17 protein-coding genes are annotated in these 22,646 nt (G+C 70.8%); 8 read left to right on the plus strand and 9 right to left on the minus strand.

Features of this window, described 5'->3' with window-relative positions:
- Positions 1-87 precede the first annotated feature (87 nt).
- The 3 genes from ABH935_RS07700 (at position 88) to ABH935_RS07710 (ending at position 2,897) form a co-directional block, all read left to right on the plus strand.
- Positions 88-216: a hypothetical protein gene (locus tag ABH935_RS07700; RefSeq protein WP_370377089.1), complete on the plus strand. Its 129-nt coding sequence runs from the start codon at positions 88-90 to the stop codon at positions 214-216.
- Positions 217-363: 147 nt separating this feature from the next.
- Positions 364-1,863 carry a phenylacetate--CoA ligase family protein gene (locus ABH935_RS07705; RefSeq protein WP_370377090.1) on the plus strand — a complete coding sequence of 500 codons (1,500 nt, stop codon included), beginning with the start codon at positions 364-366 and terminating at the stop codon, positions 1,861-1,863.
- A complete protein-coding gene (locus ABH935_RS07710) occupies positions 1,860-2,897 on the plus strand; it encodes a hypothetical protein (protein ID WP_370377091.1) in 1,038 nt (345 codons plus the stop codon). The genes ABH935_RS07705 and ABH935_RS07710 overlap by 4 nt, the downstream gene beginning before the upstream one ends.
- 84 nt (positions 2,898-2,981) lie before the next feature.
- Here the strand turns inward: ABH935_RS07710 and ABH935_RS07715 are convergent, their stop codons facing one another.
- Both ABH935_RS07715 and ABH935_RS07720 read right to left on the minus strand, forming a co-directional pair.
- Positions 2,982-5,774, minus strand: a complete 2,793-nt coding sequence (locus ABH935_RS07715; protein WP_370377092.1) for a tetratricopeptide repeat protein — start codon at positions 5,772-5,774, stop codon at positions 2,982-2,984.
- 168 nt (positions 5,775-5,942) lie between these two features.
- Positions 5,943-6,509 (minus strand): helix-turn-helix domain-containing protein, encoded by a 567-nt coding sequence (locus ABH935_RS07720; protein WP_370377093.1) that lies wholly within the window; start codon positions 6,507-6,509, stop codon positions 5,943-5,945.
- A 177-nt stretch (positions 6,510-6,686) separates the two neighbouring features.
- Here ABH935_RS07720 and ABH935_RS07725 point away from each other — a divergent pair, with 177 nt between their 5' ends.
- Positions 6,687-7,787, plus strand: a complete 1,101-nt coding sequence (locus ABH935_RS07725) for a zinc-binding alcohol dehydrogenase family protein (protein ID WP_370377274.1) — start codon at positions 6,687-6,689, stop codon at positions 7,785-7,787.
- Between the two features lie 37 nt (positions 7,788-7,824).
- On the opposite strand, the gene ABH935_RS07730 is transcribed toward ABH935_RS07725, so the two are convergent.
- The gene (locus ABH935_RS07730) at positions 7,825-8,838 is read right to left on the minus strand and encodes a LacI family DNA-binding transcriptional regulator (protein ID WP_370377094.1); all 1,014 of its coding nucleotides are present in this window, start codon (positions 8,836-8,838) and stop codon (positions 7,825-7,827) included.
- 285 nt (positions 8,839-9,123) lie between these two features.
- Here ABH935_RS07730 and ABH935_RS07735 point away from each other — a divergent pair, with 285 nt between their 5' ends.
- The gene (locus ABH935_RS07735; RefSeq protein WP_370377095.1) at positions 9,124-10,332 is read left to right on the plus strand and encodes an RICIN domain-containing protein; all 1,209 of its coding nucleotides are present in this window, start codon (positions 9,124-9,126) and stop codon (positions 10,330-10,332) included.
- A gap of 336 nt (positions 10,333-10,668) precedes the next feature.
- Positions 10,669-12,252, plus strand: coding sequence for a peptidoglycan-binding protein (locus ABH935_RS07740; RefSeq protein WP_370377096.1), 1,584 nt, complete (start codon positions 10,669-10,671; stop codon positions 12,250-12,252).
- Between the two features lie 72 nt (positions 12,253-12,324).
- Here the strand turns inward: ABH935_RS07740 and ABH935_RS07745 are convergent, their stop codons facing one another.
- Positions 12,325-13,254 carry a hypothetical protein gene (locus ABH935_RS07745; protein WP_370377097.1) on the minus strand — a complete coding sequence of 310 codons (930 nt, stop codon included), beginning with the start codon at positions 13,252-13,254 and terminating at the stop codon, positions 12,325-12,327.
- Between the two features lie 392 nt (positions 13,255-13,646).
- Between ABH935_RS07745 and ABH935_RS07750 the strand changes: the two genes are divergently transcribed.
- Positions 13,647-15,314, plus strand: a complete 1,668-nt coding sequence (locus tag ABH935_RS07750; RefSeq protein ID WP_370377098.1) for a transposase domain-containing protein — start codon at positions 13,647-13,649, stop codon at positions 15,312-15,314.
- A gap of 994 nt (positions 15,315-16,308) precedes the next feature.
- Here the strand turns inward: ABH935_RS07750 and ABH935_RS07755 are convergent.
- Complete coding sequence (locus ABH935_RS07755; RefSeq protein ID WP_370377099.1) at positions 16,309-17,496, minus strand: NAD(P)/FAD-dependent oxidoreductase; 1,188 nt, start codon at positions 17,494-17,496, stop codon at positions 16,309-16,311.
- Positions 17,497-17,551: 55 nt separating this feature from the next.
- Positions 17,552-18,319, minus strand: coding sequence for a type I methionyl aminopeptidase (gene map / locus ABH935_RS07760; protein ID WP_370377100.1), 768 nt, complete (start codon positions 18,317-18,319; stop codon positions 17,552-17,554).
- A gap of 74 nt (positions 18,320-18,393) precedes the next feature.
- Between map and ABH935_RS07765 the strand changes: the two genes are divergently transcribed.
- Entirely contained in the window at positions 18,394-18,675 is a 282-nt protein-coding gene (locus ABH935_RS07765; protein WP_370377101.1) for a helix-turn-helix domain-containing protein, read from the plus strand.
- Positions 18,676-18,766: 91 nt separating this feature from the next.
- Here the strand turns inward: ABH935_RS07765 and ABH935_RS07770 are convergent, their stop codons facing one another.
- The 3 genes from ABH935_RS07770 to ABH935_RS07780 are packed head-to-tail and all read right to left on the minus strand — an operon-like array spanning position 18,767 to position 22,644.
- Positions 18,767-20,041, minus strand: a complete 1,275-nt coding sequence (locus tag ABH935_RS07770) for a dipeptidase (RefSeq protein WP_370377102.1) — start codon at positions 20,039-20,041, stop codon at positions 18,767-18,769.
- Positions 20,031-21,707, minus strand: coding sequence for a dipeptide ABC transporter ATP-binding protein (locus ABH935_RS07775; protein ID WP_370377103.1), 1,677 nt, complete (start codon positions 21,705-21,707; stop codon positions 20,031-20,033). Before ABH935_RS07775 ends, ABH935_RS07770 begins: the two co-directional genes overlap by 11 nt.
- Positions 21,700-22,644 carry an ABC transporter permease gene (locus ABH935_RS07780; RefSeq protein ID WP_370377104.1) on the minus strand — a complete coding sequence of 315 codons (945 nt, stop codon included), beginning with the start codon at positions 22,642-22,644 and terminating at the stop codon, positions 21,700-21,702. Before ABH935_RS07780 ends, ABH935_RS07775 begins: the two co-directional genes overlap by 8 nt.
- Positions 22,645-22,646: the final 2 nt, after the last annotated feature.

Below are 22,646 nucleotides of genomic sequence, written 5' to 3' on the forward strand. Positions count from 1 at the left end.
CCCGGGTGTGACGGCCTTGCCCGCACACCGGTGTCCGCGAAACGCAAGGGCACTGCAAGCAAGCGGCAAGGGTATCGCACGCGCTCGGTGAAAGAGTTCTTCCGTCCTACCCGCACCGTTTCGAAGGAGTCCATCATGGCCAAGGCCACGCGCCACTACGCCAAGTACGTCCTGTCGACCCTGTCGAGCGCGATGTTCAGCTCGCAGCTGAGCTGAGGCTGCTTGCCGGCAGCTGCCGCTGACCCGGGCCGAGCACGCACTCTCGGATGTGCGTGCTCGGCCCGTTCCACGTCGCCGGACCCCGCGAGACGCCGAGAAACCGAGAACCCGAGAAACCGAGAGACCGAGACACCGGGAGAACCCTTGCTGCGCAGCGGAATCGACCAGATGCGTTATGCCGCCGGAATCCTGCGCGGCCGGCTCCGGCCCGAGGTGCTCACCCGGGTCTCGCAGGACCTGGTCGCCACCTTGCGCGAGTTCGGGACGGTCGGCGACGACTCGCAACTGCTCCCGGGCCGGCAGGGCGTGATCGACCCGGACGTGCAGAACACCATCACGACGCGCGCCCTGCGCCGCACGGCTGGGCGCGCCGCCGGACAGACGGCGTACTACGGCCGGTTGTTCGGCGAGCTCGGGATCCGGCCGGAGGAGCTGACCGCCGACACCTGGGCGCAGGTCCCGCCGACGTCCAAGGCCTCGCTGCGGGCGATGCCGGCGGCGTTCGTCGCCTCCGGCTCGGTGCCGTATCTGATGGCCGCGACGACCGGGACCACCGGGACCCCGACGGTGGTCTGGTACTCGCGGGGCGACCTGGAGAACGTCATCGCGCTCAGCACGATCGCCATGGCGATGACCCTCGGCGTCCGGCCGCACGACGTGGTGGCCACCGGCGTCTCGTCGCGGGCCACGCTGGGCTACCTGGTGACCGCCGAGATCGTCCGGCGGGTCGGGGCGGCGTTCGTCCAGATCGGCTCGATCGCCCCGGAGCTGGTGCTCGAACGTCTGGCCACGCCGCTGTACCTGCCCGGCCGGGCACCGCGGATCACGAACTTCTCGGCACCGGCGTCGGTGTTCGCGTCCCTGGTCGAAACCGCTGAACGGGACGGCTGGACGCCGGCCGACTTCGGACTGACCGACCTGCTCTCCGGCGGCGAGGTGGTCAGCGAGGCCCTGCGGGCGCGCGTCGAGGAGGCATTCGGCGTCGCGCCGGAGCGGGCGTATCAGGCCACGGAGATCCTGCCCGCGGGCGGCGCGCACTGCTCGCAGGGGCACCTGCACTACCCCGCGGAGTTCGGGCACATCGAGCTTCTGGACCCGCAGACCCTTGAGCCCGCGGCGCCGGGGGGTGCCGCGACTCTTGTGGTCACGCCCTATGTCCCGTACCGGGAGTGCACGATGCTGCTCCGCTACGTCACGAACGACCTGGTGCGGGTGCTGGACAGCGCGCCGACGTGCGAGCTGGCGGGAATGGCGGCCTCCTCCGACATCCTGGGCCGGTACGACGGTCCGTTGAGCGTCGCCGTGCCGACCCGCTCGATCCTGGACCTGCTGGAGGCCGAGCGCGCGATCCTGCTGCCGGCCCGGTACTGCCTGGTCGACGAGCCCGGCGGGCCGGTGCTGCACGTTGTGGCGCGGCAGCGGTCCGCCCGGATCCTCACACGGCTGGAGGAGAGGGCTGCCGCGCTCGGCGTCGCGCTGAAGGGCATCGTCGTGCACGACGATGTGGAGCGGCTGCCGGCGCGGAACACGGTGCGGGCCGATCTGCGGGAGTACTCGTTCGACAGCTCGGGCCACATCGGCGGCGGTGACAAACGTCAGAGCGTTGCCAGATCGGACGAAGCGTTCGCGGGGAGCCGAGCGTGAAGCCGTCCGCCCCCGCGCTCGCGGGCCTCGTCCTCGTCGTCGCCGTCCTGATCGGCCTCGCGCTGGTCCACGTCCGCCGGTACACCGTGAGCCGGCCGCCGATCGGCCTGTTCGTCCGCTCCGACGTCGCGCTCATGGCGGTGTCGGTGGTGATCGCGCCGCTGCTCTACCTCGAACTGCCGGCGACCGTGGTCGCCGCGGTCTTCGGCCTGGTCACGGTGGTCGCGATCCAGACCGCGGCGGCTCCGCTGCTCGGCGGCCGGCCGGCCACCCTGGCCGCGCTGGCGCTGTGCGCCGCGACGTGGGCCTGCTGGCTGTCGGGCCATCCGCTGCCGACGACGCTGCTCACCGACGCCGGACTCGCCGTCGCGGTGATCGGGGTGACGAGCATGTGGGTGCAGGGCGGCATGCGCGCGGCGCACGTCGCGGCCTTCGCGGCGATGCTCACCGGCTACGACCTCACGGCGACCAGCCTGACGTCGCTGATGACCCGGTTCTCCGACCACCTGCACGGCCTGCCGTTCGCCCCGCTGCTGGTCATCCCGGGCAGCCACGGCGCCCTGGTGGCGATCGGTCTGGGCGACCTGGTGATGCTCGTGCTGTTCCCGATGGCGGCGGGCAAGGCCTTCGGCCGCCGGCCGGCGGTGACGGCGGGCCTCGTGGGCGTCGCGGTCACGGCGCTCATCATGGCCCTGTTCTGGTGGCGCGTGGTCAGCACGGCCGTGCCGGTGCTGGCGTTCCTCGGCCCGCTCATCGTCGCGCAGTACGCGATCTGGCGCCGCCTCGGCTACCGCGAGCGGACGGTCCGGGAGTGGCGCGACGCCGTGGATCCCAGGGCGATCAAGCCGGACCCGAACGCCCCGCTGCGATCCGCGCTCAGGGTGCACGTGCCGGCCCACCTGCCGACCGGCGCGTGGCTCGCGGTCGACGACGGCCTCGTCGTGGGCATCGGACCGTCGCCGGGCCTGGCCTGCCGGGACGCGCGCGCGAACGGGCACGTCGGACCGCTGGTCGTCCGCGGCGCGAGGGTGTGACGGACAAATAGACAGAGGTGGCGTACCAGCTGGGACGCCGCCTGACCGGCGTGGGCGCGATATTCGACGCCCACGCCGCCGCGGCTAACGCGCTCCGAGTTCGGACAGCCGGCCCTGGACCCGTTCGATGTCCGCGCGCATGCCGAGGCGCCGGTAGAGCTCCAATGCCTGGTTCAGGTATGCCAGACCCTGAGTGGGGTCGCCGGTGGCCACGTAGTGATCGGCGATGCCCTCCAGCGAGATCGCTTCGTCGTCGGGTTTGCGCAGCTCCCGGTTCATCGCCAGAGCCTGCTGGTACAGCGCGAAAGCTCGGGGGCGGTCGCCGAGCGCGGCGATCGCGGCCGCGTAGAAGTTCAGCGCCCAGGCCTCGTTGCCGCGGTACCCGATCTGCCGGAAGATCTCCAAGGCCTGGTTGTGGGCGTCCGCCGCGCCCTGGAAGTCGCCGGTCAGATAGCGCACCCGGCCCAGGTCGTTCAGCGTCGAAGCCTCATTGGCCCGATTGCCGAGCTGTCGGAAGATCTCCAAGGCCTGAGTGTGGGCCTGGGCCGCGCCCGGGAGATCCCCGGTCAGACAGCGCGCCAGCCCCACGTCGTGGAGGGCGAGGGCCTCGCCGAAGCGATTGCCGATCTGCCGGAAGATCTCCAGGGCCCGCGTGTGGGCGTCCAGCGCGCCCGCGATATCCCCGCTCTGATGCCCCACCCGGCCCAGGTCGTTCAAGGCGTTGGCTTCGCCGAGGCGGTTGCCGATCTGCTGGAAGATTTCCAGGGCCTGCGTATGGGCGTTCAGCGCGCTCGGAAAATCTGCGCGCATATGCCCCACTCGGCCCAGGTCGTTCAAGGCGTTGGCTTCGCCGAGGCGGTTGCCGATCTGCCGGAAGATCTCCAGGGCCCGCGTATGGGTATCCGCCGCACCCAGATAATCCCCGCTCGTGTCCAGTACCCGCCCCAGATTGGTCAGGGCGTTGGCTTCGCCGAGGCGGTCGCCGATCTCCCGGAAGATCTCCAGGGCCTGGGCGGAGACCTCCGTAGCACCCGGAAAATCCCCGCTGAGGTGCCGCACCTGTCCCAGATTGGTCAGGGCGTTGGCCTCACCGAGGCGATAGCCGCTCTGCTGGGACATCTCCAGAGCCTGCGCGAAGGCGTCCGCAGCGCCCGGCGAATCCCCGGTCAGACGCCGCACCCGCCCCAGGTCGGTCAGGGCGGTGGCGTGGGCGGCCCAGTCGTCGAGACGGGCGGCTGCCTCTGCCGCGGCCCGGTGGACTTCCAAGGCGTGGATCCACGGGCCGTCGGAGAGCAGAATCTCGGCCATACCCGCGGCCAAGGCGATGGTGTGGCGGTCGAGATGGCCGGCCTGGGTTCGCGCGTCATCGAGGTTGCGGTATTCGGTGCGCAGCCAGGCCCGGGCGGTCTCGGGCTCGGTCAGATCGGGGGTGTGGGCGGGGGAGGGGCTGTCGGGTGCGGGGCGGGGCAAGCGGGAGATGGCGTTGGACGCGGTTTGTGCGGTGTGGGCGTAGTAGTGCAGGAGGCGGTCCAGCGCCGTCGTGCGCTGCTCGGTGGATTCGTGGGTCACGGCTAGGGTGCGGGCGTACTCGCGCAGCAGGTCGTGCAGCCGGTAGCGGCCGGGGGCGGTTTCGATGAGCAGGCTGCGGTCGGTGAGGTCCTGGAGCAGCGTGTCGGCTTCGTTCACGCCGGTGTCCAGGAGTGCGGCTACCGCGTAGAGGTCGCTGTCCGGGCCGGGGACCAGTCCGAGGTGGCGGAACATGGCTTGCTGCTCGGGGGCGAGGTTGTCGTAGGACAGGTCGAAGGCGGCACGCACTCGCCGGTCGCCGTCGTCGAAGGCGGCCAGGTCGGCCAGCCCGGTGCGCAGCCGCGTCTCCAGGTGGTCGGTGGTCCAGGTGGGGCGGTGGGCCAGGTTGGTGGCCGTGATGCGCAGCGCCAGCGGCAGGTATCCGCACAACTCGGCGATGCGGGCGGCGGCCGGGTCGTCGGCGGGGACGCGGCCGGGCCCGGCGTGCCGGCGCAGCAGGGCGATCGCGTCCGCGGGATCCAGGACGTCCAGCGGCAGCGGTTGGGCGTCGTCCAGGGCCTTGAGGCGGTTGCGGCTGGTGATCAGGACCAGGCAGCCGGGAGCGGCCGGAATCAGGGGGCGGACTTGCTGCTCGCTCGCGGCGTCGTCCAGCACGATCAGGGTGCGGGTGCCGGCCAGGCGGTTCCGGAAGGCTTTGGCCCGCTCGTCCAACTCCGGCGGGATGGCCTGCGGAGCCAGGCCGAGGGCTTGCAGAAGCCGGCCCAGGGCCTCGTTCGGGTCGCGGGGGCCGGTGCCGGCGGTGTGCGCGTGCAGGTCGACGAACAGCTGCCCGTCGGGGAAGTTCTTGGCCGCGAGGTGAGCGGCGTGCACGGCCAGGGCGGTCTTGCCGATCCCGGCCATGCCGTCGATCGCGGAGACCACCACCGTCCTCGCCTTGTCGCCGGTGGCCGCCGCGATGTCGAGGAGCTGCTTGAGTTCGGTGTCGCGCCCGGTGAGGGCGGCGAGATTCGCGGGCAGCTGCCGGAGCGGCCCGACCGAGCGGCCGGCCTTGGCCTTGACGTGCACCCGGATGCAGGCCTGCCGCCAGCGCGCCACCTCGGGCTCGTCCACCCCGAGGGCCCGGACGATGGTCGTCACGAGATCGATGTCCAACCGGCGGCGCTGGGGCTGGAAGACCCCGGTGACAGTGGTGTGCGCGACGAGCTGCGGCGGCCGCATCAGCGGGCCGACGCGCTTGGCCAACATCCGGTAGGACGGGCCGCCGGCCCATTGCCGCAACTCTCCGAGGGCTGTGATGAACTCCTCCAGGTTACGAGCCTGCGAGGGATCCGGCGCCTCGTTCGCAGCCATCTAGTTGTGCGCTCCCGACCGTCCCACACGCCGCTGCCGCGCGTGGAGTAGATGTACAGAAGTGGACAGACTACTGGACTTCGACCGCGTCGCAGAAGTCGATTTCACTCCTTCTCGATCGCTGCCGCCACGGCGAGCCCCAAACCCGCGACGGCCCTCCGGGCGGAATCAGGCTCCGCAAACCGCGCGCCGCAGTTCGGCCAGCTCTTGGTATATCAGGGTGGCGAGATTCGCTCTGGGGGAGTCGATCCAGTCGTCACAGGCGGCGATGAACACGGCGACCGCCGCCTTGCTGGCGAAGGCCGTCGTCCGTGGCGGCGCTTCGCGCTCCAGAAGCCCGGCGGCGATGGCCGCCGTGAGCGCCGCCGTCTTGATCAGGTCTCGTTCCTGAAGTTCGGTCGAGGACGCGATCAGGTCGCGCCGGGTGGCGGCGTACTCGCCGTACTTCGCCAGGTCGCTCAGGCCGGCGCCGGCCAGGGCCTCGACGGCGGCGTCCAGGGGCGCCAGGGCCGGGTCGGCCGCGGCCAGGTGCTTCAGGACGGCCGCTTCGAAGGCGGCGGCGTCGGCGAACAGGACCTCGCGCTTGTCGGGGAAGTGGTTGAAGAACGTGCGCTTGGTCAGGCCGGCGCGCTCGGCGATGTCGGCGACGGTGACGTCGGCGTAGCCGCGTTCGGCGAACAACGCTCCGGCCGCCTGCTGGAGCCGCTGTTGCGCGTTCGGTTCCCACCGTGCCATGGCCATCACATTACCGGCGCGTCCGCCGGTGCGTCCGCACGCGGTGAAGTCACTGTTTGCACTTGGTGCAATCGCCTGGCACAGTGAAGTCATTACACCAAGTGCAATCACTGGCAGGAGCTCTTCCATGACCACTCCCGCAAACACGCCGACGAACACGCCCACGAATACCGCTGCCTGGATCCCGGCCAAACACGCCCGCCTGGAAGTCCGGCCCGCCCCTACCCCCGACCCGGCCCCGACCAGCTCGTCGTACGCAACCGTGCGGTCGCGATCAACCCCCTGGACTGGATCATCCAGGTCGAGGGCAGCCTGACCTACGGTTGGCTGCGCTACCCGACGGTGCTCGGCGCGGACGTCGCCGGCGAGGTCGTCGAGGTGGGGACCGAGGTCACCCGATTCCGCGTCGGCGACCGGGTGATCGGGCACGCTGTGGGGACCGACAAGGACAGCAACAGTGCGGCTGAGGGTGCTTTCCAGCACTACACCGCCGTCTCGGAGAAGATGGCCTGCCCGCTGCCGGACGCGATGCCGTTCGAGGACGCCGTCGTGCTCCCGCTGGCCGTGTCCACCGCCGCTTGCGGTCTGTTCCAGACCGGCCACCTGGGCCTGCGGCATCCGTCGGCGAACCCCGAGCCGACCGGCCAGACCGTCCTGGTGTGGGGCGGATCCACCAGCGCCGGCAGCAACGCCGTCCAGCTGGCGGTCGCCGCCGGCTACGAGGTCGTCACCACCGCCTCGCCGCGCAACTTCGACTACGTCCGAGCCCTGGGCGCGAGCGCGGTCTTCGACTACAACAGCCCGACCGTGGTGCCGGACATCATCGAGGCCTTCCAAGGCCGCACCCTGGCCGGCGCGATCGCCTTCGGCGCCACCTCCGCCGCGTCCTGCGTCCGCATCGTCCGCAAGTGCCGCGGCAAGAAGTTCGTGGCGTTGGCCACCGCTCCGGTGCCCTTCGAGCGCCTGGGCGACCCCGACCGGGGCAGGTTCGCCTTTCCGCGCCTGCTCGCGAGCCTCATCGGCGCCAACGTCGCGCTGCAGTTCGCGGCGCGAACGCGCGGAGTCGGGCTGAAGTTCATATTCGGCACGACACTCAAGGCCAACGAGGTCGGCACCGCGATCTACCGCGACTTCCTACCCGCGGCGCTGGCCGACGGCCGCTATCTGGCGGCCCCGAAGCCCATGGTCGTCGGCAAGAGCCTGGACGACATCCAGGCTGCCTTGGACCTTCAGCGCGGCGGTGTCTCAGCGGCGAAGGTCGTCGTCACCCTGCCCTGAGACCCGGGCGTCCGACCACAGCAGGCTACTGACCGCGTCAGCTGGATTCGCGCACGATCAGCCGCGTCGGCAGAATCAGCGGGCTGGGCTGCTCGCCGTCGATCACCGCGAGCAGCATCCGGGCCATCTCCCGGCCCCAGGCCTGGATCGACTGGTGCACCGTGGTCAGCGGCGGGGCGGTGTGCCGGGCGGCGAGGTAGTCGTCGAAACCGGTGACGGCCACGTCGTCGGGGACGCGGCGGCCGGCGGTGGTCAGTGTTCGCAGGGCGCTGATGGCCATGGTGTCGTTGCCGGCGACCACCGCGTCCAGGTCCGGGTGCCGGTCCAGCAGCGCCCGCATCGCCCGGGTGCCGCTGGCCTCGGTGTAGTCGCCGTGCGCGACCCGGTCCGCGTCCAGGCCCGCCACGGCCATCGCGTCCAGGTAGCCGCGGTGGCGGGCCAGCCCGGCGTCGCTGTCGAGCGGGCCGGTGATGGCGGCGATGCGGCTGCGTCCCCGGGCGATGAGGTGTTCGGTGGCCGCGCGCGCGCCGCCGCGGTTGTCGGAGTCGACGTAGAAGCGCGGTTCGACGTTCAGCGGGCGGCCGCCGAAGACGACCGGCATGCCCGCTTGTTCGGCGAGTGCGGCGAGCGGGTCGTCGCCGTGCCGGCCCATCAGCATGACGCCGGCGGCGCTGTGCGTCTGGAGCACGTCCTGGAGCTTGGAGCGGCTGCGGGGCGAGTTGACCAGGACCAGCATGAGTTCCAGACCGGTCTCCTCCAGGACCGTGGTGACCCCGGCGATGGCCTGGCTGTAGAAGGGGGTGTCCTGGCCCAGCGCGGAGTCGTCGTCGGTGATCGCCAGGACCACCGCGCCGGCCCGTCTGGTGGCCAGGGCCCGGGCCGTCGCGTTGGGGACGTATCCCAGTTCCCTGATGGCCTTCTGGACCGCGTCGCGCTTGGCCTTGCTGACGTGCGGGGCGTTGTTCAGAACCCGTGACGCGGCGGTGCGCGAGACGCCGGCCCGCTCGGCGACCTCGTCGAGGGTGGGTTGACGGCGTGGTGCCTCGGGCATGGCGCGTCTGCCTTTCGGGCGGTCGAGCGGCTCTGGCTCCCGCGGCGCTGGAAGCGCTCCCATCATTTCACGAGGGCGCCTGACCGCTCCTGTTGCCGTCGGGTAACAGAATCCTTGCAAAGCCCCTTCCCTGTCACGCATCGGATCGCTACTCTCACCGGAAGCGCTTCCAATTCATCCGCCGAAGTGACATCGACTGGGGATTCCAGACCCAGGTTGATCGCTCGGCCGACACCGGAAGCGCTGGCAACTGCACCTCTGGCGACCCAACGGAAGGTCTCGTCCATGGCTCAGTTCCGGCAATCCCCGACCGCTCGCAGATGGCGCGGCTGGCTGCTCGCGCTCGCGGTGGCGGCCACGGGGACGTTCACCGCGTCCGCCGCCCACGCGGACACCACCATCTGCGGCAAGTTCGACAGCACTGCGGTCTCCGGCGGCCAGTACATCGTGCAGAACAACGAATGGGGCGACACGATCCAGCAGTGCCTGGACGTGACGAACGACGGATTCTCCGTCACCACCGGGAACCACAACGTCGGGACCGGCGGCGCGCCCGCAGCGTACCCGTCGATCTACGCGGGCTGCCACTACGGCAACTGCTCGACCGGCAGCGGACTACCCCTGCAGGTCTCGGCGTTCGGCAACCCGCAGTCCAGCGTCGACTTCGCCACCGCCGCCGGCCAGTGGGACGCCTCCTACGACATCTGGTTCGACACCCAGCCCAACCCCTCCGGCCAGAACGACGGCGAGGAACTGATGATCTGGGCGAACCACTCCGGCGCGCCCCGGCCCGCCGGTTCGCAGATCGGCACCGCGACGATCGAGGGCGCGACGTGGGACGTGTGGGAGTCCCGGATGAACAACGGCGGCATCGGCTGGAACGACGTGTCCTACGTCCGCGAGAACCCGACCACCGCGATCACCGTGAACATCAAGGACTTCACGAACGACTCGCTCAGCCGCGGCTACATGAGCAGCGCCTGGTACCTGACCAGCGTCCAGTTCGGCTTCGAACCCTGGCAGGGCGGCCCGGGCCTCGGCGTGAACTCCTTCTCCTTCACCGCCAACGGCTCCGGCGGCGGTGGCGGCGGCAGCGGTGGCGGCGAGGTCGTCGGCCAGGGCAGCGGCCGGTGTCTGGACATCCAGAACTTCGGCACCGCCGACGGCACCCCGGTGCAGCTGTGGGACTGCGGCGGCGGGTGGAACCAGCTGTGGTCGAACACCGGCGGCCGGTTCGTCAACCCGCAGTCCGGCAAGTGTCTGGACGTGGCGGGCGCCGGCACGGCCGACGGGACGCAGGTCCGGCTGTGGTCGTGCAACGGCACCGCGGCCCAGCAGTGGCAGGTCAACGGCAACGGCACCATCACGAACCCCAACTCCGGCAAGTGCCTGGACGCGGCGAATCAGGGCACTGGCAACGGCACCCTGCTCCAGATCTGGGACTGCTACGGCGGCGGCGGAACTCAGGCCAACCAGGTCTGGTCGGTTCACTGAGTGATCGGTGAGCCCTGCGGATAGACAGGGCACTGTGACAAGACAGGGCACTGAGACCAGACAGGGCACTGCGACGCCGGGTCCCGCCATTGGCGAGGGGGCCCGGCGATCGCTGGTTGTCCAGGCGTGATCACGGCGGCCGCGTTCAACTGCTCAGTCGACAGTTGCACGATCCGGTGTCCCAAGCCGCAGGTAGCGGTGTTGTCGTGCGGTGCGAACGGTTCCCAGCCCCGGGCCGGTCTGGATACCGGGCCGGGGTTCGCCGACGATGGGCCGGCTCGATCTACGGCTCACGCGGCGCTCTCCGCAACCACACGTCAAGGATTGGACCGTGTCATGAACCAGTTTGACGACAGCCCTCGATTGTCCCGACGCAGGCTGCTGACTCTCGCCGGCGGCGCCGCGGTCGCCTCCGTGGCCGGTATCGGGCTGGCCCAGTCCGCGTCGGCGGCAACCGCGGGGACCGTGTACGGGATCGACTACTCCGACGCCTCGCTCACCGCCGCCTCGGTCGCCGCGGCGGGCTACGGCTTCGTGTGCCGCTACCTCAGCTGGCTGCCGAACACCAAGGTCCTCACCCTGTCCGAGGCCCAGGCTCTGACCGCCGCGGGTCTGGGCATCGTCTCCAACTGGGAGTCCGACGGGCTTCAGTCCTGGCAGACCGGCGTCCCCTCCGACCCCTACTCCCAGGGCGCCGGCCACGCCACCGAGGCACAGCGGCAGGCACTGGCCGACGGGATGCCGTCGACGCGGCCGATCTACTTCAGCGTCGACTTCGACCTCCAGCCCTCGATGTACGCCGCGCTCAACTCCTACTTCGACGGCGTCGCCTCGGTGATCGGCCGCTCTCGGACCGGCGCGTACGCCGGCTACCACGTCATCCAGGAGCTCTTCAACAACGGGAAGATCGCCTGGGGCTGGCAGACGTACGCCTGGTCCGGCGGGAACTGGGACGGCCGCGCACAGCTGCGGCAGGTCCAGAACGACATCACGGTCGCCGGGAAGGACGCGGACCTCGACCAGGCGATGGCCGCCGACTTCGGGCAGTGGGGCGGCAAGGGCGGCGGCGGGGGCGGCGTCATCCTGCCGTCCTGGCCGAACATCACCGACGGCATGACCGGGCCCAGCGTGCAGGCGGCGCAGTACCTCCTGCGCTACCACGGCGCCTCGATCACCGCCGACGGCCAGTTCGGGGCGCCCACCCTCACCGCGACCGAGAGCTTCCAGTCCGCGCACGGCCTCGGCGTGGACGGCCAGATCGGCCCGCTGACCTGGTCGGCACTGATCGTGCAGGTCCAGCAGGGGTCCACCGGCGACGACGTCCGGGCCGCGCAGGTGGAGCTCAACCGGTTCGGCTACGGCCTGGCCGTCGACGGCAGCTTCGGCGCCGGCACCGCCAGCGCCGCGCGGGCCTTCCAGTCCGCCCACGGTCTGGGCGTGGACGGCCAGGTCGGCCCGCAGACCTGGCAGATGCTCGTGGGCACCGGCAGCGGCGCCTCGGGCGGAGGCGCCGTCGCACCGCCGTGGCCGAACGTCATCGACGGCGACACCGGAAGCAACGTGCAGGCCGTGCAGTACCTGCTGCGCTACCACGGCGCCTCGATCACCGCCGACGGCCAGTTCGGCTCGGGCACTCCGGCCGCGGCCAAGAGCTTCCAGTCCGCACACGGTCTAGGGGCCGACGGCCAGATCGGCCCGAAGACCTGGTCGGCACTCATCGTGCAGGTCCAACAGGGCGCCACCGGCGACGACGTCCGCGCCGCCCAGGTGGAGCTGAACAAGTTCGGCTACGGCCTGACAGTCGACGGCAGCTTCGGCGCCGGCACCGCCACCGCGGCCCGGGCCTTCCAGTCCGCCCACGGTCTGGGCGTGGACGGCCAAGTCGGACCGCAGACCTGGCAGATGCTCGTCGGCAGCTGACCCCCGCACGCCTCCGGCGGCGAGTGGCGACCGTCGGTGCCGGCGGTCGCCACTCCCACCGATGAACTCCACTCAGCAGGCGGTGTCCGGGTCGTACGTCGCCGGCAGGCTCTGGACGAACTCGGGCGCCCCCGCAGCGAACCAGTACTTGCCGGCGTTGGCGACGTCACAGTACGTCGCAGCCGCATAGTCGTACCCGGCAATCCAGATCGGCCCGCCCAACGGCAGACCCCCGGTGATGGCGCCCCACTGCTTCTGCGTGGAGTAGACGCCCACATCCTTGCCCTGCTGCCGCAACGCGATCTCGGCGGCCACGACGACGGTGGAGTTCAGGCTCTGGTCGCAGACCCAGAAGTTCGGCGTGTAGCACTGAGCACCGGGCGGGTCGATGCTCGAAGCCTGCGGCAACTCGATGTCCAGCCACCACTTGTCGCTGGTAGCTCCCCCAGCAGTGGCATTCTGCACCGCGGAGTACGCGGCGTTGTAACCCCAGTTGAACGACTGGCAGTAGTACTCGGTGGCGGTACAGTCACCGGCCGGGCCGTGGTACGCGTACTGCAACACGTGCGGCGAAGTGAAGCCGATCGGCGAGTCGAGCACCATGTACTGCGCGTGGTTGCTCGCGCCCGCCGCCCAAGCGGCTTCCTGCTGAAGGCACGGGTTCTGGCTGAAGGGATGCCCGCCATCAGCACCAACGATGGCAATGGACGACGCCGGCGGCATCGGCCCCCCGCACTCGGGCCAGGAGATGTCGTACCCAGTCGCGCCGCCGACATGCCGCGCAGCAAGCGCCGCAGTCTTCACGCCGGAACTCGGCACGTACGCAACCCGCCCATCCAGGCTGGACGCGGGCAGCCCACCAACACTGTCCGAGGGCGTCGTCGCGACGACGGTAGTCGTGGTAGTCGGCGGTGCCGGCGACGCGGCAGCGTAGGCACCCGGCGCGACAGCCAGCACGCAGGCCGCGGCCACGCCGAGGGAGATCAGGGACTTCAAGCGCATGCGATAGCTCCATGTACTGATATGTGCGATTCGCCGAAGATAGGCGCCGTCGTATTGCAGAGGCCTCGGATAAGGCATCGTATATAAAGACGGTCTGCCGGCTCCGGCGGTTGCCCGGCCATCACGCCGCACGTAGGCGCACCCGCCGCGGTTGATGACGGGCCAGCGCAACCGGCGGCGCGGTTCGTCGTGTCCGACCGGACCATGCGGGGTGTTGGTTCTGGGTCCCTCGCCGCGTCGGCGGGCTCTGCCAACCTGACCGGGCCGCAAGAGCGGGTAGTTAAGGGTTTGCCGGTGGTGTCAAGGCCCTGGGCTGCTGGGCTGGCATGTGAAACGAGACCTCTGATACACGGGTTCTTGTCTAAGGAAAACCGTTGTTCGGAGGTCTCGTCGTGTCTGAGTCTGCCATGGTCCGTGCGGAGCGCACCATCGACGTGGCGCCGGGGGTGTTCGCTGCGGGGCATCTGGGTGAGTTGACGGCGTTGGTGCCGTTCGAGCTGGTCGATGCGGTGTTGGAGGCCACCGGGTGTGTGCAGCAGCGGGTGCGGATGCTGCCTTCGCGGGTGGGTGTGTATGTGGTGTTGGCGATGGTGTTGTTTCCGGAGGTGGGCCTTTGCGGGGTGTGGTCGCATCTGACCGGTGCTATGCGGGGCCTGCCGAAGATCATGGTGCCGGCTCCGTCGGGTAAGGCGTTGCGGGATCTGCGGCGGCGGGTGTCGGTAGCGCCGATCAGGTCGTTGTTCGAGCACCTGGCTGGTCCGACGTCCTGGCCGGGGATGCCGGGCTGCCGCTATCGGGGGTTGCGGATGGTGGCTGTTGACGGGTGTTCCTCGTTCAAGGCGCCGGACACGGCGCGGAACCGGGCGGTGTTCCGGATCGGGCGGCGCCGCAGCGGTAATGACGGCTGGCCTGGGGTGCAGCTGCTGGCTTTGGCCGAGTGCGGCACCCGGGCGCTGTTGGGCGCGACGGTGACGGCGTTGTCGGTCGCAGAGTCCACCGCCGCCGCGCTGTGGGCCCGGCTGGATGCCTCGATGCTGCTGCTGGCCGATGCGGCCTTCGACGCCGACAAGGTCATGACCTGCGTCGCCGGACGCCAGGCGCAGTTCCTCATCCGGGCCAGCGCAGTACGCAAACCCGCGGTGCTGGCCGTGCTGCCCGACGGGTCGTTCCTGACCCGCATCGGCGAACTTCGGCTGCGCGTCATCGATGCGCAGATCAGTATCACCGGCGCCGACGGCACCGTCGTGAGCGGCCGCTGGCGGCTGATCACCTCACTGACCGACCACCGCACCCACCCCGCGAAGACCCTGGTGGAGCTCTACCACCAGCGCTGGGAGATCGAGACCTGCTTCTTCGGACTACGCCACACCCTCACCGGCCGCACCGTGCTGCGCTCCGGCGACCCCTTCGGGATCGCCCAGGAAATGTGGGCACTGGCCTGCATCTGGCAGATCCTGGCCACCGTCACCACCGACGCCGCCGCAACCCGCCCCGGCTTCGATCCGGACCGCTGCTCGGTCACCGTCGCCCTTGCCGCCGCCCGCGACAGCGTCATCCGCGCCGACCACATCGCCGGCCACCCCGACCCCCTGCTCGGCACCATCGGCACAGCCGTCCTGGACCAGCCCCTGGATCCCCGCCGACCCCGCGTCGCCGCCCGCGTGCTCAAGCAACCCGGCTCCCGCTACCCCAAACACCGACCCGACGACCCCCGCCCAGCGACCGGCACCGCCATCCGCACTATCAACACCCACATCCAGCCCCCTGCCACGCCCGCCACCGAGCCAGCGAACCCCGCCACCATCCAAGCGCTGCGCACCCGCCATCCCACCATGAGCGACCACACGATCGGCGCCCTGGCCATCCTGCACACCCACCCAGGCCAACCCCACCAAGCCCGCCAACTCGCCCGCGCCCTGGGCATCACCGGCTGGGACCCCCTCAACGCCATCGGCGTCGCCCTCAACACCGCCGCCCGCCGCGGCCACATCACCAAAACCGCACCAGGCACCTACACCGTCAACACCGAACAAACCTTGACAGCACCCACAAACCCTTAACTACCCGATCTTGGACCGGTTTGGCGGTGTCAAGCCGGGCGAAACCGGACCACAGCAGGTGTGATCCGGCTTTACACCACCGGACCGGCCTGGTTCCGTTTACGGCGACGACGCGGCGAGGGGCACAGAACCTCGGCGACCACAAGCAGCGACCGCCAGCAGGCAGCGCGGCGCAGGCAACAGCGGATAGAAAGCCGAGCAGTCGCGGGCCGCCGCCGAAGCGCCGGACGCGCGGGTCGCCCCCTCGCTGTAGAGCGCCCGCCGGAGGCCTCAAGGTGCCCACCACGCACGACGATTGCCGCCTACGAAACGCGTGCGCAGTGACTCGGACCGGCGCGCGGTCGTGCACGCGCAAACCGCCAGCCGCCAACGCACCACGCTCAGACCCGAACCACCGCGCGGTCTTGCACGCGAACACCGCCGGCCGCCAGCGCAGCCTGGTGTGCGAGTCGGGCGTGGCGGCATTTTGTTAGGGAATTAATCCCCCTTATACGTAGATATAGCACGCGCCACCGACACCGACACCGCCAGCCGCCAACGCACCACGCCCAGACCCGAACCACCGCGCGCTCTTGCTCACGAATACCGCCAGCCGCCAACGCACCACGCCCAGACCCGAACCACCGCGCGCTCTTGCTCACGAATACCGCCAGCCGCCAACGCACCACGCTCAGACCCGAACCACCGCGCGCTCTTGCTCACGAATACCGCCAGTCGCCAACGCACCACGCTCAGACCCGAACCACCGCGCGGTCGTGCCCACGAAAACCGCCAGCCGCCAGCGCAACCAGCGGGGCACAACCGAACTGCGTCCCCCCGCGAGGTCATCAACCCCTGCGCGAAGCCGTAAAAATCGCCTGAAACCCGCAACCAACCGCACAACCAACCCCACCCCGCCCAATACCAGCACCCACACAAACCACGAGCGCCCAAAACCACAACCACCCAAACCACAACCACCCAAACCACAACCACCCAAACCCCCGAGCCAACCTCACCCAACCGCCGCGAAGAACTCCTCCACCGTGAACTGCCCGGCGTACACCCCATAGAACATACTGATCAACTCCGGCCGCCGCTCAATCGCACGCAACACCGGCAGCAGTCTGGCCGAGTTGCCGCCCATCGCGAACGCGACCGTCGTCTCAAACGCCGCCCTCCCGCCCCGCTCCCAATCGACACCATGCGCCGCCATCGCCGCGTCAACCGCCCCCGGCCCCCCGGCCAGAGCACTGGCCAGGCGGTCCCCCACCGACTGAGCCTGCGCGAACGCATCACCGATACCCTGCGCCGTGACCGGGTCCTTCGCTGCCGCGGCATCCCCGACCAGCACCCACCCCGGTCCGGACGACTCGCGGACGTAGTTGCCCAGGTCGCCGGAGCCGGTGATGGACCCGGTCCGGGTTGCGTCGGTGAGCTGCTCGGCGATAGCCGGGGCACTGGCGGCGACCGCGGCTAGGAAGTGTCGGTCGAGGTCCTGCTTCACCTCGGCGAAGCGCGCGTGCGGCCAGCCGACCAGGACGAGATGGTGCTCGTCGTGCGTCGGGTACGCCAACACCGCCTGGCCGCCGCCGACGAAGATCTGCGTGCCCACGTTCGGCAGGCCCTGCCAGTAGCCGTAGAACTGGCAGCCGAACGTTCCGGCGTCGCGGATCGGCTTCGCCCCGACCTGACGCGCCACCGCCGAGTGCCGGCCGTCCGCACCGATGATCAGCGCGGCCCGCTCGGTGAAACCGCCGCTGCGTCCGCCGCCGCGCCCGCCGAACGCGGCGCCGACCGCTCGGCCGTCCTCCCAGATCACCTCCTGGAACGAAGCACCCTCCCGCAGCTCGGCACCCGCCGCCACGGCCGCCTCGACCAGCAGCGCGTCGAGCACGGTCCGCCGCGGCGCCAGCGAAACCGCGACCCCATCACACGGATACGGCGCCCCGCGCAGCACGAGGTCCTCCGCAGCCCGGAAGCTGATGGTGTCAATGGACGGGCACCCGGTGGCCAGTAACGGATCCAGCAAGCCCCACGCCCGCAGGCGCGCCACACCCGTCGGGTGCAGCAGGTGCGTCGAGATCGTGTCGCTGGGGAACGCGGCCCGGTCCGTGAGCAGGACCCTGACACCCTGCCGCGCCAGCAGCAGCGCGGTGGCGGCCCCGGCGCATCGCGCACCGACGACGATGACGTCGTACATGCTCAGGTTCCGGATGACTCGGTGCGGATCGTCATACGGGAACCATAACGACTTGTCAGGCCACTGTCAGAATGCGCGGCCCGTCGTCGGTAACGGCGATGGTGTGCTCGACGTGCGCCGCGCGGCTCCCATCGGTGGTGAGCAGGGTCCAACCATCCGTAGCCGTCCGGCACTTGTCACGGCCACCGGCAATGAGCATCGGCTCGATAGCGAAAGTCATCCCGTGCCGCAGCCGCAGACCCCTGCCGGGCCGCCCCTCATTCGGGACGCCGGGGTCCTCGTGCATGTGCCGGCCGATGCCGTGGCCGCCGAAGTCCTCCATGATGCCGTAGCCCGCAGCTCGCGCGATGCTGCCGATGGCGTGGGAGATGTCCCCGATGCGGGCACCGACCACCGCCGCGGCGATCCCGGCGGCCAGGGCCTGCTCCGCGGTGTCGATCAGACGTGAATCCGCCGGCTGCGGGGTCCCAACGACGAAGCTGACGGCGGCGTCGCCGGCCCAGCCGTCCAGCGTCGCGCCGCAGTCGACGCCGAGCAGGTCGCCGTCGCGCAGCCGGTAGTCGTCGGGGATGCCGTGCACGATGGCGTCGTTCACCGAAGTACAGATCACCGCCGGGAACGGCGTCGCCGCGAAGGACGGACGGTAGTTCAGGAACGGCGAGCCCGCCCCGGCCTCGCGCAGCACGGCACGCGCCGCCTCGTCCAGCTCGCGCAGGCTGACGTTCACATCCGCGATCCGCCGCACGGTGTCGAGCATCGTGCCGACCACCCGGCCCGCCTCCCGCATGGCGTCCAACTCCGCCGCCGTCTTCAACTCCACCATGATCCGTGCCCTTCCGGTCGGCCCGCGGTGGCCCGCGTTGCCCCAATTACTATACCGGTATTAGTATCACGGTCATGGTGCGCAACCCCCTGACCCGGTCCGAACTCGAACGTGGTCGCCAGCTCGGCGTCCTGCTGCGGCAGGCCCGAGGCGACCGCAGTATGACGGAGGTCGCGATGGCCGCCGGGGTGTCCGCCGAGACGCTCCGCAAGATCGAGACCGGTCGGGCGCCGACGCCCTCCTTCTTCACCATCGCCGCCGTCGCGGCCGTCCTCGGCCTGTCCCTGGACGAGTTGGCCCGGCCGGCCGCCCAAGCCCAAGACCGCGACGGCACGCCGGCCGCGGTGGCGGCGTAACTCCCGGAACGCTGGCCAAGGAACAGCTCCGCGTCACGGCCGCGGATCCGGGCGCGGCCCGGGCGCTACCGCCTACCGTGCCCCTACCGCCTCACCGCAGTGCCGCCGTCGGCCACAACGGCTCGGTGGCCGCCTCCTCCGCCTCGCGCAACACCCGCAGGACATTGCGACTGGTCAACGCCTCCAGCTCACCGCGAGACCACCCGCGCGAGGCCAGCTCACGCAGCAGCACTGGGTAGCCGGCCACGTCCGGTAGGTCGGCGGGCTGGCGGTCGACGCCGTCGTAGTCGCCGCCGAGGCCGATGTGTGCCAGACCGGCGACGTCGCGGGCGTGTTCGACGTGGTCGGCGACCTGCGCCGCGGTGGCCTCCGGGCGCGGGTGGCGGTCGAGCCATTCCTGAAGCCGCGGGTCCGGCGGGGCGGCGAGGGTCTGCGCGTACTGCTCGGCGACCGACTTCGGGTCCTCGCCCGGGCGAGGGGTGCCGGGCCAGGTCCACGAGTGCGCGGGTAGCCCGAGGCGTTCGCGTTCGGCGGCGTGGTCGGCCGACCAGGCGGCGACGTCCGGGGAGATGAAGGCCGGGACGAAGGTCAGCTGGATCACGCCGCCGTTGGCGCGCAGCCGTTCCAACACGGTGTCGCTGACGTTGCGCGGGTGGTCGTTGACCGCGCGGGCGCTGGAGTGGCTGAAGATGGCCGGGGCGGTGGCCGCGCCGAGCGCCGCGAGCTGGGTGCTCTCGGCGGTGTGCGACAGGTCCACCAGCACCCCGACGCGGTTGAGTTCGGCGACGATCGCGAGCCCGGTGTCGTCCAGACCCCCGACCCCGGGCTCGTCGGTCGCGGAGTCGGCCCAGGCGGTGTTGTCGTTGTGGGTCAGCGTGACGTAGCGGACGCCGAGCCGGGCGAAGGCGCGAAGCACGCCGGAGGAACCGGCCAGGCTGTGGCCGCCCTCGATGCCGAGCAGCGAGGCGATCCGGCCGCTCGCGAAAGCGTCCTCCACATCGGCTGCGGTGTAGGCGATGCGCAGATCGTCCGGGTAGCGGGCGACGAGCCGGTAGACCGTGTCGATCTGCTCCAGGGTGGCCACCGCGGCCTCGGGCTCGGGCAGCGACGAGGACACGTAGACCGACCAGAACTGCGCCCCCACGCCTCCGGAACGCAGGCGCGGCAGGTCGGTGTGCAGATCCGCACGGCCCAGGTCCAGGCCCTCCACGCCGGAACCGGAGCGCGCCCGCAGCGCGAGCGGCAGGTCGTTGTGGCCGTCGAAGACCGGGCTCGCAGCCAGGGCCTCCTCCACCAGGGCGCCGGCGTCGGCGTCAGTGCCAGTGCCAGTGCCAGTGCCAGTGCCACCGTCAGTGTCAGTGCTCATCGATACCTCGCTCACCGATTCCTCCATCCTCGTGCCGCCGACGCGACTGGCGTGACGGGTCCGCCACGGGCAACGAGGCGATCAGCCGCCGCGTGTAATCCGCCCGGGGCGCGCCCAGGACCACGGCGGTGTCGCCGGACTCGACGATACGGCCCCGGTGGAGCACCGCGACCCGATCCGCGACCCGCTCCACCACGGCCAGGTCGTGACTGATGAACAGCGCTGCGAAACCCAGCTCCCGGCGCAGCCCGGCGAACAGCTCCAGCACCGAGGCCTGCACCGACACGTCCAGCGCCGACGTCGGCTCGTCGGCGATCAGCAGCCGCGGACGCAGCGCCAGCGCCCGGGCCAGGCTCGCGCGCTGGCGCTCGCCGCCGCTGAGCTCGTGCGGGAAGCGGTCCCCGTGGCCGCGCGGCAGCCGGACCGCGTCGAGCAGCGCCTCGACCTCGGCGCGGATCGCCCGGCGCCCGAGTTCGGGACGGTGCACCTCCAGCGGTTCCGCGACGCTGTCGGCGATGGTGAGCTGGGGATTGAAGCTGGTGGCCGGGTCCTGGAAGACGAAGCCGAGGTGGCCTGCCCGGGTTCGCTTGCCGGTTCGGCGCTGCCACGCTGTCACCGGTTCGCCCAGCACGTCGAGCGCACCGGCCGTCACGGCGGTCAGACCGGCGATCGCCCTGCCGATCGTGGTCTTGCCCGACCCGCTTTCCCCGACCAGGCCCAGCACTTCGCCGGCACGGATCTCGAAATCGACTCCGTCCACGGCGCGGAACGCCCGGCGTCCCAGGCGGCCCGGAAAGTCGATCACCAGGCCCGCCGCGCTGACCATAGGCTCGTCAGGCTGGGGAGGCATGGCGGGGTCCGCACTTCCGAACACTGGCACGGCGGCCAGCAGTTCGCGTGTGTAGTCGTGTGCGGGTGCGGCGAACAGCGTCGTCACCGGTGCCTGCTCCACGACGGCCCCGTCGCGCATCACCGCCACCCGGTCCGCCAGGTCAGCCACCACCCCCATGTTGTGCGTGATCAGCAAAACGGCCGTGCCGAGGTCCGTCCGCAATCGATGCAGCAGCTCCAGGATCTCCGCCTGCACCGTGACGTCCAACGCGGTCGTGGGCTCGTCGGCCACGATCAGCCGCGTGCCCAGCGCCAGCGCCATGGCGATGACAGCACGCTGTTTCTGTCCGCCGGAGAGCTGATGCGGGTAGTACTTCGCACGCGCAGCCGGATCCGGGATGCCGACCCGGTCGAGCAGCTCGACGGCCAGGTCCCGGCGCTCGGCGCGGCTGCCCCGGCCGTGCGCCCGGAGCCCCTCGGCGATCTGCCAGCCGATCGTGAACACCGGGTTCAGGGCCGTGGACGGCTCTTGGAACACCATCGCCGCCAGCGTGCCGCGCATCGCGCGCAAGCGGGCCGGGGACGCGGTGAGCACGTCCTCGTCCGGGTCGGCGGCGCCGTCGCCGAGCAGCACGCGGCCGGTCGTCACGGCGGTCGCCGGCAGCAGCCCGAGGACCGACTTCGCCGTCACGGTCTTCCCGCTGCCGCTCTCCCCGACCAGCGCCAGAACCTCGCCGGGGGCCACCGAAAGACTGACGCCGCGAACAGCCGGAGCCACGCCGCCATCGGTGCTGAAACCCACATGCAGATCGTCGATCCGCAGCAGATCAGGCATCTGCTCCGACCTCCGTCCCGATCTCGGGTGCCGCCGCCGGACGGCGACGCAGCCGCGGATCTGCCAGGTCCGTCAGGCTCTCGCCGAGCAGCGTGGTCCCCAGCACGGTGAGCACGATCGCCAGCCCCGGCGGCACGGCGGTCCACCAGATCCCCGAGGTGACGTCGGCGACCGAGCGGTTCAGGTCGTAGCCCCACTCGGCGGCGGCGTTGGGCTCGATCCCGAAGCCGAGGAACCCGAGCCCGGCCAGCGTGAGGATCGCCTCGGAGGCGTTGAGCGTGAGGATCAGCGGCAGCGTGCGCACCGAGTTCCGCAGCACGTGCCGGAGCATGATCCGCCACGTCCCGGTGCCGATCACCCGGGCCGCCTCGACGAAGGGCTCTGACTTGACCCGGACCGCCTCGGCCCGGACCACCCGGAAGTACTGCGGCACGAACGCGACGGCCACCGCGCACGCCGCCGCGCCCAGCCCGCCGACCAGGCTCGACTGTCCGCCGCTGATGACGATCGACATGATGATGGCCAGCAGCAGTGACGGGAAGGCGTACATCGCGTCGGCGACGCCGACCAGCACCCGGTCCGACGGGCCGCCGAGATACCCGCAGACCAGGCCGAGCAGGATCCCCGGCACCGCCGACAGCCCGAGCGCCGCGACGATGATCGCGACCGCGGTGCGCGTGCCCCAGATGGTGCGCGACAGCACGTCGTACCCGGCGATGGTGGTCCCGAGCAGGTGCGCCCGGCTTGGGTGCTGCTGCGAGCCGAACAAGACATGGCCGCTGTTCAGTTGAGCATGTCCGTACGGAGCGAGAAGCGGCGCGAAGACGGCCGTGAGCAGGAACAGCGCGGTGAGGGCGACGCCGGCCAGGAGCATCGCGCGCTGCACTCCCACGCTGCCGGAGAGGCTGCTGGAAAAGCTGCCGGGGAACCGGGCCACGG

The sequence above is a fragment of the Catenulispora sp. GAS73 genome, assembly GCF_041262085.1.
In the GTDB taxonomy this organism is placed as follows: domain Bacteria; phylum Actinomycetota; class Actinomycetes; order Streptomycetales; family Catenulisporaceae; genus Catenulispora.

Excerpts from the sequence above, each read along its gene's own strand:
- ABH935_RS07715 (WP_370377092.1), bottom strand. The coding sequence starts at position 5,774 with ATGGCTGCGAACGAGGCGCCGGATCCCTCGCAGGCTCGTAACCTGGAG.
- ABH935_RS07720 (WP_370377093.1), bottom strand. The coding sequence starts at position 6,509 with ATGGCACGGTGGGAACCGAACGCGCAACAGCGGCTCCAGCAGGCGGCC.
- ABH935_RS07730 (WP_370377094.1), bottom strand. The coding sequence starts at position 8,838 with ATGCCCGAGGCACCACGCCGTCAACCCACCCTCGACGAGGTCGCCGAG.
- ABH935_RS07735 (WP_370377095.1), top strand. The coding sequence starts at position 9,124 with ATGGCTCAGTTCCGGCAATCCCCGACCGCTCGCAGATGGCGCGGCTGG.
- ABH935_RS07740 (WP_370377096.1), top strand. The coding sequence starts at position 10,669 with ATGAACCAGTTTGACGACAGCCCTCGATTGTCCCGACGCAGGCTGCTG.
- ABH935_RS07745 (WP_370377097.1), bottom strand. The coding sequence starts at position 13,254 with ATGCGCTTGAAGTCCCTGATCTCCCTCGGCGTGGCCGCGGCCTGCGTG.
- ABH935_RS07755 (WP_370377099.1), bottom strand. The coding sequence starts at position 17,496 with ATGTACGACGTCATCGTCGTCGGTGCGCGATGCGCCGGGGCCGCCACC.
- map (WP_370377100.1), bottom strand. The coding sequence starts at position 18,319 with ATGGTGGAGTTGAAGACGGCGGCGGAGTTGGACGCCATGCGGGAGGCG.
- ABH935_RS07765 (WP_370377101.1), top strand. The coding sequence starts at position 18,394 with ATGGTGCGCAACCCCCTGACCCGGTCCGAACTCGAACGTGGTCGCCAG.
- ABH935_RS07770 (WP_370377102.1), bottom strand. The coding sequence starts at position 20,041 with ATGAGCACTGACACTGACGGTGGCACTGGCACTGGCACTGGCACTGGC.
- ABH935_RS07775 (WP_370377103.1), bottom strand. The coding sequence starts at position 21,707 with ATGCCTGATCTGCTGCGGATCGACGATCTGCATGTGGGTTTCAGCACC.